Source organism: Mesorhizobium sp. RSR380A (assembly GCF_054719385.1).
The window spans coordinates 2,483,475-2,495,209 of sequence record NZ_JBTTIB010000001.1 but is presented as its reverse complement, the minus strand read 5'-3'; the positions used below and the strand labels follow the sequence as shown (position 1 = coordinate 2,495,209).

12 protein-coding genes are annotated in these 11,735 nt (G+C 62.4%); 7 read left to right on the top strand and 5 right to left on the bottom strand.

Annotation, left to right across the window (positions count from 1 at the left end; genetic code table 11):
- Positions 1-2 precede the first annotated feature (2 nt).
- From ACYG9Z_RS12105 to ACYG9Z_RS12075, 7 genes are all read left to right on the top strand, one after another.
- Positions 3-731 (top strand): ABC transporter ATP-binding protein, encoded by a 729-nt coding sequence (locus ACYG9Z_RS12105; protein WP_023668718.1) that lies wholly within the window; start codon positions 3-5, stop codon positions 729-731.
- Between the two features lie 112 nt (positions 732-843).
- Positions 844-1,191: a DUF6867 family protein gene (locus ACYG9Z_RS12100; RefSeq protein WP_023668719.1), complete on the top strand. Its 348-nt coding sequence runs from the start codon at positions 844-846 to the stop codon at positions 1,189-1,191.
- 137 nt (positions 1,192-1,328) lie between these two features.
- Positions 1,329-2,450, top strand: coding sequence for a branched-chain amino acid ABC transporter substrate-binding protein (locus ACYG9Z_RS12095; RefSeq protein WP_023668720.1), 1,122 nt, complete (start codon positions 1,329-1,331; stop codon positions 2,448-2,450).
- A gap of 284 nt (positions 2,451-2,734) precedes the next feature.
- Positions 2,735-6,193, top strand: a complete 3,459-nt coding sequence (pyc, locus tag ACYG9Z_RS12090; RefSeq protein WP_023752639.1) for a pyruvate carboxylase — start codon at positions 2,735-2,737, stop codon at positions 6,191-6,193.
- A gap of 150 nt (positions 6,194-6,343) precedes the next feature.
- Positions 6,344-6,604: a DUF2312 domain-containing protein gene (locus tag ACYG9Z_RS12085; protein WP_023668722.1), complete on the top strand. Its 261-nt coding sequence runs from the start codon at positions 6,344-6,346 to the stop codon at positions 6,602-6,604.
- Positions 6,605-6,697: 93 nt separating this feature from the next.
- Positions 6,698-7,138, top strand: a complete 441-nt coding sequence (locus ACYG9Z_RS12080) for a hypothetical protein (RefSeq protein ID WP_023752638.1) — start codon at positions 6,698-6,700, stop codon at positions 7,136-7,138.
- A 7-nt stretch (positions 7,139-7,145) separates the two neighbouring features.
- The gene (locus tag ACYG9Z_RS12075) at positions 7,146-7,457 is read left to right on the top strand and encodes a hypothetical protein (protein ID WP_023688926.1); all 312 of its coding nucleotides are present in this window, start codon (positions 7,146-7,148) and stop codon (positions 7,455-7,457) included.
- Positions 7,458-7,519: 62 nt separating this feature from the next.
- Here ACYG9Z_RS12075 and msrB read toward each other — a convergent pair whose 3' ends face one another.
- The 5 genes from msrB to ACYG9Z_RS12050 form a co-directional block, all read right to left on the bottom strand.
- Complete coding sequence (gene msrB / locus ACYG9Z_RS12070; protein ID WP_023752637.1) at positions 7,520-7,924, bottom strand: peptide-methionine (R)-S-oxide reductase MsrB; 405 nt, start codon at positions 7,922-7,924, stop codon at positions 7,520-7,522.
- Positions 7,925-8,024: 100 nt separating this feature from the next.
- Positions 8,025-8,822, bottom strand: a complete 798-nt coding sequence (locus ACYG9Z_RS12065) for an MBL fold metallo-hydrolase (protein ID WP_023752636.1) — start codon at positions 8,820-8,822, stop codon at positions 8,025-8,027.
- 16 nt (positions 8,823-8,838) lie between these two features.
- On the bottom strand, positions 8,839-10,029 hold the full coding sequence (locus tag ACYG9Z_RS12060) for a vWA domain-containing protein (RefSeq protein ID WP_023752635.1): 1,191 nt from the start codon (positions 10,027-10,029) through the stop codon (positions 8,839-8,841).
- A 306-nt stretch (positions 10,030-10,335) separates the two neighbouring features.
- On the bottom strand, positions 10,336-10,782 hold the full coding sequence (locus tag ACYG9Z_RS12055) for a GNAT family N-acetyltransferase (protein ID WP_023752634.1): 447 nt from the start codon (positions 10,780-10,782) through the stop codon (positions 10,336-10,338).
- Positions 10,783-10,840: 58 nt separating this feature from the next.
- Entirely contained in the window at positions 10,841-11,704 is an 864-nt protein-coding gene (locus tag ACYG9Z_RS12050; RefSeq protein WP_023737887.1) for a LysR family transcriptional regulator, read from the bottom strand.
- Between the last annotated feature and the right edge of the window lie 31 nt (positions 11,705-11,735).

Here is an 11,735-nt window from a genome sequence, read left to right as displayed (position 1 = left end):
TGATGGCCGAGACAACGCTGCTCGACATCAAGGGCGTCGAGACCTACTACGGCAACATCAAGGCGCTGAACGGCGTCGATGTCCACGTCAACCAGGGCGAGATCGTCGCGCTGATCGGCGCCAACGGCGCCGGCAAGTCGACGCTGATGATGACCATCTTCGGTGCGCCGCGCGCTCGTGCCGGCTCAATCACTTTCGCCGGCACCGACATCACCCAGATGCCGACGCACGAGATCGCCCGCATGCGCATTGCGCAGTCGCCGGAAGGCAGGCGCATTTTCCCGCGCATGACGGTGATGGAAAACCTGCAGATGGGCGCCGGTCTCGACAATCTCAAGCACTATGACGAAGATGCTGAGAAGGTGTTCGCGTTGTTCCCGCGCCTCAAGGAGCGCATTGCCCAGCGCGGCGGCACGCTGTCGGGCGGCGAGCAGCAGATGCTGTCGATCGGACGTGCGCTGATGGCGCGGCCGAAGCTGCTGCTGCTCGACGAGCCGTCGCTGGGTCTGGCGCCGCTGATCGTCAAGCAGATCTTCGATGCCATCCGCGAGCTGAACCGCACGCAAGGGCTGACCGTGTTCCTGGTCGAGCAGAACGCCTTCGGCGCGCTCAAACTCGCTACGCGCGGCTATGTCATGGTCAACGGCAACGTAACCATGAGCGGCACAGGCAAGGAATTGCTCGCCAATCCGGAAGTGCGGGCGGCCTATCTCGAAGGCGGCCATCACTGATTTTGGAGCGGAATGTATGCATACGGTATTCCGCTCCAACTTGTTTGTTTGTCGCAGGACCTTTGTCCGAAAAGTCTGCAACTTTTCGGGATCATGCTAGGGAGTCTTCATCATGCAAGGCATTCTTCACGAGGAACCTTCCATCTGGCAGTTCTTCTTCGTCACCTGTCTGCTCGGCGGCTGGGCGGCATGGATGACCGGCAAGGCCAGCGCCCAGACATGGCGCAGCCTGCCGGCGCTGTTCGCCTATCTGCTGGGCCTCGGCATCGGCATCAGGTTCATCCATCATGCCCTGTTCGGCGGCACGATGTTTTCGCTGCAATACTATGTCGTGGACACAATCGTGCTCATGATATTGGGATTTGTCGGCTATCAATACACGCGTACGAACCAGATGGTGACGCAGTATAATTGGCTTTACGAACGGGCTTCGATCTTAAGCTGGAAACCGAAAGGTTGACGTTCATCATTAACGCCGTTCCGGGGATGAATCGGCGTGACAAGGGCCTGAAAATCGGCAAAGTACGCTTTCTGCGATAAGGGTGGGCATCGCATGAAAGTTTCATCCACGCCCACCTCGTAAATGGGAGCGTTTAAATGAAGAAATCACTTTTGTCCGCCGTTGCCCTGACCGCGCTTGTCGCGTTCGGTGGCAATGCATGGGCTGACGTTATCGTCGGCGTCGCAGGTCCGATCACCGGTCCGAATGCGGCCTTCGGTGCGCAGCTGCAGAAGGGTGCGGAAGCGGCCGTTGCCGACATCAACGCCGCAGGCGGCATGAACGGCGAGCAGATCAAGCTCGAAGTCGGCGACGACGTCTCCGATCCGAAGCAGGGCATTTCGGTCGGCAACAAGTTCGTCGGCGACGGCGTGAAATTCGTGATCGGCCACTTCAACTCGGGCGTCTCGATCCCGGTTTCGCAGGAAGTCTACGTCGACAACAACATCGTCGAAGTGACGCCTGCGGCGACCAACCCGAAATTCACCGAGCGCGGCCTGTGGAACGTGTTCCGCACCTGCGGACGCGATGACCAGCAGGGCGGCATCGCCGGCGGCTATATCGCGACCAACTTCAAGGACGCCAAGGTTGCCGTCATCCACGACAAGACCCCCTATGGTCAGGGCCTTGCCGACGAGACCAAGAAGGCGATGAACGCAGCCGGCCTGACCGAAGTCATGTACGAAGGCGTCAATGTCGGCGACAAGGACTTCTCGGCGCTGATTGCCAAGATGAAGGACGCCGGTGTTACCCTGATCTATTGGGGCGGCCTGCATACCGAAGCCGGCCTGATCATCCGCCAGTCGGCGGACCAGGGCCTCAAGGCTACCCTGATGTCGGGCGACGGCATCGTCACCGACGAGCTGGCTGCGATCGCCGGCGATGCGGTTATCGGCACGCTCAACACCTTCGGTCCCGATCCGCGCCTGATCCCCGAGAACAAGGCACTGGTCGAGAAGTTCCGCGCCCAGGGCTTCGAGCCGGAAGCCTACACTCTCTACTCCTACGCCGCCATGCAGGTGATCGCCGAGGCCGCTGCCGTGGCCAAGTCGAACGACCCCGTGGAAGTGGCCAAGGCGCTGCACGAGAAGGGTCCGTTCAAGACCGTTCTGGGCGATCTCGCCTATGACGCGAAGGGCGATCCGAAGCTCCCGGGCTACATCATGTACGAATGGAAGAAGGGTCCGGACGGCAAGATCTCCTGGTTCCCGAAGTCGTAATTCGGAACACAGCTCTATGGAATGCCCGGCGCTCGCGCCGGGCATTTTTTCTTTGGTGGACAGGGCGGCAGCGAGGGTGGCTGGATAAGCCGCTAGCCGGGTCGAATTTTTGCGGGCACGACAATTAGCGTCACCTCGCGACGCCAATCGCACGCATCTTTTCGAGCGGTGGTGCTAGAATCCCATTTAAATCGGTTTAAGCTCTCCCCGATTTTGGTTGCACTGCAGCATTTTCGCGTTAATCATGCCTCTGCCCCATCCCTCCCTGTCCGGAGCCTCCTTCCTTGGCCATCACGAAGATCCTCGTCGCCAACAGGTCCGAAATTGCCATCCGCGTCTTTCGCGCGGCAAACGAGCTCGGCCTCAAAACCGTGGCGATCTGGGCCGAGGAGGACAAATATTCACTTCATCGGTTCAAGGCCGATGAAAGCTACCAAGTCGGGCGCGGGCCGCATCTGGCCAGGGACATGGGGCCGATCGAAAGCTATCTGTCGATCGAGGAAGTGATCCGCGTCGCCAAGCTGTCCGGCGCCGACGCCATCCATCCGGGCTATGGCCTTCTGTCGGAAAGCCCTGAATTCGCAGATGCCTGCGCCGAGGCCGGCATCACCTTCATAGGACCGAAGCCCGACACGATGCGCCGGCTCGGCAACAAGGTCGCCGCACGCAATCTGGCCATCGAGGTCGGCGTGCCGGTGGTGCCGGCAACCGAACCGCTGCCGGACGACATGGAAGCAGTCAAGCAGCTCGCCAAGACAGTCGGCTATCCGGTGATGCTCAAGGCATCATGGGGCGGGGGCGGGCGCGGCATGCGCGCCATCCGCGCGGAAGCCGACCTCGCCCGCGAGGTGATGGAGGGCAAGCGCGAGGCCAAGGCCGCCTTCGGCAAGGACGAGGTCTATCTCGAAAAGCTGATAGAGCGCGCCCGCCATGTCGAGGTCCAGGTGCTCGGCGACACGCATGGCAACGCGGTGCATCTGTTCGAGCGCGACTGCTCGATCCAGCGCCGCAACCAGAAGGTCGTCGAACGGGCGCCGGCGCCCTATCTCAGCGAGGCATTGCGCCAGGAGCTTTGCGGCTATGCGCTCAAGATCGCGCGCGAGACCAGCTATATCGGCGCCGGTACGGTGGAATTCCTGCAGGACGCCGACACCGGCAAATTCTACTTCATCGAGGTCAATCCGCGCATCCAGGTCGAGCACACCGTGACCGAGCAGGTGACCGGCATCGACATCGTCAAGGCGCAGATCCACATACTGGACGGCTTTGCCATCGGCACGAAAGAGTCGGGCGTGCCGGCGCAGGCCGACATCAGGCTGAACGGTCATGCGCTGCAGTGCCGCATCACGACCGAGGATCCGGAGCATAGTTTCATTCCGGACTACGGCCGCATCACCGCTTATCGCGAAGCCGCCGGTTTCGGCATCCGCCTCGACGGCGGCACCGCCTATTCGGGCGCGGTCATCACCCGCTTCTACGATCCGCTGCTGGAGAAGGTGACTGCCTGGGCGCCGACACCGGCCGAGGCGATCGCCCGCATGAACCGGGCCTTGCGCGAGTTCCGCATCCGCGGCGTGGCGACCAACCTCACCTTCCTCGAGGCAATCATCAACCACCCGCGCTTCGCCGACAATTCCTATACGACCAGGTTCATCGACACGACGCCGGAGCTGTTCGCGCAGGTGAAGCGGCAGGACCGCGCCACCAAGCTGCTCAACTATCTGGCCGACGTCAGCGTCAACGGCCATCCCGAAACCCGCGGCCGTCCGATGCCCAAGGCCGATGCGGCAGCGCCTGTCGTGCCCTATCTCAACGGCAATGTGCCTGATGGCAGCAAGCAGAAGCTCGACGCGTTGGGGCCGGAGAAATTCGCTGCCTGGATGCGTGAGCAAAAAGAGGTGCTTGTCACCGACACGACGATGCGCGACGGCCACCAGTCGCTGCTCGCCACCCGTATGCGCACGCATGACATTGCCGGCATCGCCGGCACATATGCGCGGGCGCTGCCGCGGCTGCTGTCGCTGGAATGCTGGGGCGGCGCCACTTTCGACGTCGCCATGCGCTTCCTCACCGAGGATCCGTGGGAGCGGTTGAGCAAAGTGCGCGAAGCGGCCCCCAACCTTTTGCTGCAGATGCTTCTGCGCGGCGCCAATGGCGTCGGCTACACCAACTATCCCGACAATGTCGTGCAACATTTCGTCAGCCAGGCAGCGGCCGGTGGGGTCGACCTGTTCCGCGTCTTCGACTGCCTGAACTGGGTCGAGAATATGCGCGTCGCCATGGACGCGGTGGGCGCCGAGGGCAAGCTGGTCGAAGCGGCGATCTGCTACACCGGCGACATCCTCGATCCGGCGCGCGCCAAATACGACCTTAAATACTATGTCGGGCTGGCGAAGGAATTGCAGGCCGCCGGCGCCCATATCATCGCCGTCAAGGACATGGCCGGGCTTTTGAAGCCGGCTGCCGCCCGCGTGCTGTTCAAGGCGCTGCGCGAGGCGACCGACCTGCCGATCCATTTCCACACCCACGACACGTCAGGCCTGTCGGCGGCGACGGTGCTGGCCGGCGTGGAAAGCGGCGTCGACGCCATCGACGCGGCGATGGATTCCTTCTCCGGCAACACCTCGCAGCCTTGCCTGGGCTCGATCGTCGAGGCGCTGAAGGGAACCGAGCGCGATCCCGGCCTCGATCCGCAATGGATCCGCAAAATCTCCTTCTACTGGGAAGCGGTGCGCAACCAGTATGCCGCCTTCGAAAGCGACCTCAAGGGGCCAGCCTCGGAAGTCTATCTGCACGAAATGCCGGGCGGCCAGTTCACCAACCTCAAGGAACAGGCGCGTTCGCTGGGGCTGGAAACGCGTTGGCACGAGGTGGCACAAGCCTATCACGACGTCAATTTGATGTTCGGTGACATCGTCAAGGTGACGCCGTCGTCCAAGGTGGTCGGCGACATGGCGCTGATGATGGTGAGCCAGGATCTGACCGTTGCCGACGTCGAAAACCCAGCCAAGGACATCGCCTTCCCGGACTCGGTCGTCTCGATGCTGCGCGGCGATCTCGGCCAGTCGCCCGGCGGCTGGCCTGAGAAGCTGCAGAAGAAGGCGCTGAAGGAAAACAAGCCGATCACCGTGCGGCCGGGCTCGCTGCTCAAACCGGCCGACCTCAAGGCCAGCCGCAAGGAGATCGAGGCGAAGCTGGAGCGCAAGCTTTCGGAGTACGAATTCGCGTCCTGGCTGATGTATCCGAAGGTGTTCACCGACTTCGCCGCCGCGCAGGAAACCTACGGGCCGGTCAGTGTGCTGCCGACGCCGACCTATTTCTACGGCATGAAGTCCGAAGACGAGATCTTCCTGGACATCGAGAAAGGCAAGACGCTTGTGGTGCGCTGCCTTGCGATCGGCGATGTCGATGAGAAGGGCATGGTCACCGTGTTCTTCGAGCTCAACGGCCAGCCGCGCCGCGTCAGGGTGCCGGACAGGGCGCATGGCGCCTCGGCAGCCAAGGCACGGCGCAAGGCCGAGCCCGGCAACGAGGCGCATGTCGGCGCGCCGATGCCGGGCGTGGTCTCCGCCCTTTCGGTTGCCGCCGGCCAAGCGGTCAAGGCCGGCGACGTGCTGTTGTCGATCGAAGCCATGAAGATGGAGACGGCCCTGCATGCCGAGCGCGACGGCACAGTGGCCGAAGTGCTGGTCAAGGCCGGCGATCAGATCGATGCGAAGGATCTGTTGATCGCGTTTGGCTGACGCGCGGATCCATCACACTGGGGACGGCTGGCAGCAGCCGTTCACGAAGCGCCGATAATGGCTTGACCCGCCGCGCCCGCTCGGGCATCGAACCCGCTCCCAATTTACCGCGCCAGAATCGCGGTGCTTAAAAAGTAGCGGAGAAAAAACATGGCCGACGACATCACAGATACCAGCCAGACTGTTGCCGCCGGCCAGTTGCGCGCCTTCATCGAGCGCATCGAGCGGCTCGAGGAAGAAAAGAAGACCATCGCCGACGACATCAAGGAAGTGTTCGCCGAGGCCAAGGGCACCGGCTTCGACACCAAGGCGATGCGGTCGATCATCCGGCTGCGCAAGAAGGACCAGGCCGAGCGCCAGGAAGAGGAAACCATCCTCGATCTCTACAAGGCCGCGCTCGGCATGGTGTAAGGCTGTGTGGAAATTCTACTCCGGTTGATATCGCCGGAGCGAATTTCGAAACAGTCTCGGGCCAAGGAATGATGCTGGAACGGGCATCGAACCATGAGCGAATTCGACTTCGGCGCCCGCCGCGCCTCTGAATTTCGCCAACGCAGCTTCTGGGCGCTGTTCGCCGAACGGCATCCGGAGGAACGCGCTTCCATGGCGCGGCGCGGACCCTGGTTCTGGCAGCGCGGGCTGCCTGACTTCGCTCTGGTCCTGTCCATGTATGTCGCGCCGGCGCAAAGCCAAGTTGGCGTCTTTTTCGGCCGTAACGGGAAGTTCGGCGCGACCGGGGTCTGGTCGCGGCTGAAGCCGTTCCAACCGGCAATCGAAGACAGGCTGAAGCTCAGGCCGGAGCAGAGCTGCGAGGGCCTCGGCATCAATTCGATGTGGCGGGTGAACTGCTATGCCGAGGACAACTGGCCGGCCATGGCCGACTGGCTGGTGACGGAATGCTCGCGCTTCGAGCGCGCCGTCACCGACGTGCTGAGAGAGGGATAGCTATCAGGTGTTGGTGCAAAGCATCGGATCCTTCTTCGGCTCGCGCTGGCAAGGCGCGGTGCCGGTCGAGCGGTTGTTCTGGCGCGATCTAGTCCTTGTCGGCACGGCGATCAACATCGCCTCGTCGGTGGCCGCGCTCATTCTGCTCGGCTTGAAGCTGCCGCTCGCCGTCGTCCTGGCGGTGCATTTCGCGCCCGTGCCCTACAACATCTTTCTGACCTTTGCCGTCTGGCGAACCACGGAAAAATCCAGTGGCGCCAAGGCTTCGTTGATGACGCTCGGGGCTACGCTTTGGCTGATCCTGGTGGTGGTTGTCTGAGAAGATTGACACGAAAAAGGGCGGCCGAAGCCGCCCTTCGAAGATGATGGTCAAGCGGCGGCTTAAGCCGCCGGCTCGAATTTCAGCGCCACGCCGTTGATGCAATAGCGCAGGCCGGTCGGCGGCGGGCCGTCGTCGAAGACATGGCCGAGATGGCTGCCGCAGCGGGCGCAGTGGCATTCGGTGCGGACCATGCCGTAGCTGCGGTCGACGGTGTTTTCGACCGAACCGGGCATCGGATCATTGAAGCTCGGCCAGCCGGTGCCGCTCTCGAACTTGAGCTTGGATTCGAACAGCGGCTGGTCGCAACCGACGCAGGAAAAGGTGCCGGCGCGCTTTTCGTAGAGCAGCGCGCAGCTTCCGGGCCGTTCGGTGCCATGGCCGCGCATGACCGCATATTGCTCGGGCGTCAGGCGGGCGCGCCATTCGGCGTCGGTGCGGGTGACAGGGTAGGTGTGGGTGTCCATTTGATCTCCTCAGCCTTGGCGGCTTTTTTTGATTGCAACCTCATATTCGCACAGAGATAGGCGTTTGTTACGTGTTGCGCTCGCATTTTCAGCCGAGCTCCTACGCAATCGCCTGAAGATAGCGGGCGATCGACGCATGAAATGCCGTTCTTGCGCCGCCGATGATGTTCTGCTGCCACCACGCGCCGTAGATGTCGTCGAATTCGAAAGGCTCAAGTGCCGCCGCGATGCGTCGCACGGCCGGCGCATTGAGCGGAATGTAGTTCGGATAGCTGTACATGAAGCTGACATGGCGACGCGTCGGCGTCACCTGCAATATGTCGCCGGACAGCAGGGCGTTACCGCCATCGCGTTTCCAATGCAGCACCTGGCCGCCGGCAAAATGGCCACCGCAACGCACGAGTGTCAGCGACGGGTTTATGGCCAGCGTCTCGCCCGCCCAGCTGACGATGGCGTTGTGCGGCCGCATGATCCACTGGCGGTCGTCGGCATGGAGATAGATCGGCACGCCGCCAAACGCCTCGCTCCACTCGACCATCACCGAATAATAGTGGCAGTGCGAAATGGCGATCGCGGCCAGGCCGCCGCGACGGTTGATTTCGGCTACCGCCACGTCGCTCACCATCGAGATGCAATCCCACAGCACATTGCCGTGCGGCGTCTGCGCCAGCAGCGCCCGCTGGCCGATAGCAAAGCGCGGCTCGATGCCGAAAGCGAGAACGCCGGCATCGTCCCTCACAACAAGCCTATGTCGGGCAGAAAGTTCTTCCGGGGTGATCCAGGCTTGCCCCTCCCAGCGCACATATTGCCGCTCGTCCTCGCAGATCGGGCAATTTTCCGGCGGGGTCTGCGTTGCCGCGAACTGGACGCCGCATTGCGGGCAAAGAAAGCAGGTCATCGGTTTTCCTCTCATATCAATGCTTGCGTGAGAGCTGCTTCGTCGCGGCTTCCAACCCGGCCAGCGTCAGTGGGAACATGCGGCCGCCGAAGAGATCGCGGATCATCGCGATCGAATGGGTGAAGCCCCAGTTTTTCTGGTTTTCGGGGTTCAGCCAGACCGCATTCGGCCATTGCTGGATGAGGCGGCCAAGCCAGACACTGCCGGCTTCCGGGTTCCAATGCTCGACCGAACCGCCGGGATGCGCGATCTCGTAAGGGCTCATCGAGGCATCGCCGACGACGATCACCTTGTAGTCGGGGCCGTATTTGTGAAGCAGATCGAAGGTCGGGATGGTCTCGGCATGCCTGCGCCGGTTGTCCTTCCAGACGCCCTCGTAAAGGCAGTTGTGGAAGTAAAAATATTCGAGCTGGCGGAATTCGGCGCGGGCGGCCGAAAACAGCTCCTCGACGCTTTTGATGTGGTCGTCCATCGAGCCGCCGACATCGAAGAACATCAAGAGCTTCACGGCGTTGCGCCGTTCGGGGCGCGTCTGCACATCGAGATAGCCGTGCTCGGCGGTGGCATGGATGGTGCCGGGCAGGTCGAACTCTTCCTCCGCACCCTCGCGCACCCAGCGGCGCAGGCGCTTCAGCGCCACCTTGATGTTGCGGGTGCCGAGCTCGACGGCGTCGTCGAAATTTTTGAACTCGCGCTTGTCCCAGACTTTCACCGCACGGCGATTGTGGCTTTCATGCTGGCCGATGCGCACGCCTTCGGGATTGTAGCCATAGGCGCCGAAAGGCGAAGTGCCGCCGGTGCCGATCCATTTCGAGCCGCCCTGGTGGCGGCCTTTCTGCTCCTCCAGCCGCTGCTTCAGTGTCTCCATCAGCTTGTCGAAACCGCCGAGCGCCTCGATCAGTTTCTTCTCTTCCTCGGTCAGGTGCTTTTCGGCGAGCCGGCGCAGCCATTCCTCAGGGATGTTGGCGACACCGACGGCATCGGGGCCGGTGAGCGCCTCGATCCCCTTGAAGAGATGCGCAAACACCTGGTCGAAGCGGTCGATATGGCGTTCGTCCTTCACAAGCGCGGCGCGGGCGAGGTAGTAAAAACCCTGGACGTCATAGTCGACCAGCCCGGCCTCCAGCCCTTCCAGCAGCGACAGATATTCCCTGAGCGAAACGGGAACCCGCGCGGCCTTTAGTTCGAGAAAGAAGGGGAGGAACATGGTTGGCCGTTATCTATGCCGAACGGTCACGGCGGAGTCGCCACGGGCACTGTCGATTTCGCCGGATTGCAGAAGATTTGCCACAGTACGTGGGTTGGGCATGGGCAAGTGCTTTGCGATGCGGGCTTCCGCCCCATTCGCGCATAGCCGACGCGGCATCGGCTATCGCTTCAGCCGGGTTTGCGCCGGCCCCGTGGCAGCCGGCGAGATAGGGCATCCGCACTCCCCAAACGCAGTCACTGCCATCCACGATTCCGACATAGCGGATCATTCGGCTCCTTCCGCGTTATTTCGATCGCGCTCGCATCATAGCAGATCATACTCGATAAAACCTGTCCGCCGCGCGACATGGTCGTAGAGCTTGCGCGCTGTGGCGTTGGTTTCGTGGGTCATCCAATAGACGTTCTTGACGCTGATCTTGCCGGCTTCCTGCTTGACCGCTTCAATGAGGGCCGCACCGATGCCCTTGCCGCGCACATCAGGGTCGGCGAACAGGTCCTGCAGGTAGCAGTTGTTTTTCTCCGACCAGCCGGAGCGGTGATAGAGATAATGGGTCAGGCCGACCGCCTTGCCGTCGAGCGTGGCGATAAATCCCTTCGGTTCGAATTCACCTTCCGTGAACAGTCGTTTCCAGGTGATGTCGTAGACCTCGTCCGGCAGCTTGGTCTCGTAGAAGGTGAGGTAGGCAGTCCACAGCCGCCGCCAGTCGGCATGGTCGGCCAGCGCCAGCGGGCGGACGGTGATCTCGGTCATTTCGGTTCCTCCAAAGCCTTATCGGATTCCGGCGGAATCAGATCGGAAACACCATCGCCTAATCCACCGGCGAATTGTACTCGCGAAATGCGGTCGCCAGCATTTGCAGCGCGTCACGCGCCCGCGGCGCCAGATTGTGCGAATGCAGGACCACTTCGGAGGGGTCAAGCGACGGCAGGCCGAGCTTGCGGCCAACCTCGATCAGGCCGGGCGGAGCGACGCAGTGAGCCAGCGCCGAAACGGCAAAGCCCGCCGATATCGCAATGTTGACGGCCGCGCCGCCGCCGCCGACGAACGCCTCCTCCCAGGCGATGCCTGCTTTGTCCAGCGCCTCGACCGCCCGCACACGATCCGGACAGTTGCACACGGTGCTTAAGAGCGCGAGGCGCAACGGCGTTCCGCGCTGCCACTCGAAGGAAGGTGCGGCGAACCAGCCATAGTGGTTGCGCGACAAGGTCCGGCCAGGACGGCTGTCGCCTTCGCGGTGCACGATGACTGCGTCGAGCTCGCCGTGATCGAAAGCTTCCTTGAGCACCGTGCTGGTGTCGATCCTCAAACTGAGCGTCAGCGATGGATCGTGCGCATGGAGCTGGGCAATCAGAATGGACAGCGCCGGACCGGCGGCATGATCGACAAAGCCGAGCGCAAGCCGGCACGGTGCTGACGCAAACTCCGCCATGGCGCGCTCGTGCGCGGCAAGGAAGTCACGCGCGGCGGGGAGGAAGACGGCGCCTCGTGCCGACAGGCTGACGCGGCGCGGCGTTCTTTCGATCAATCGCGCGCCGAGCTTCTCCTCAAGGCGGCGCAGCTTGACGCTGATCGTCGCCTGCGTGCTGCCCAGCGCCGTGGCCGCCTGGGTGAAGCTCTGCAGATCGGCCACCATCACAAAGGTTCGTACGGCGTCCACATCAAGACTGGTCATCGCAGCACTCCATTGGGCCAATCATTCCGTT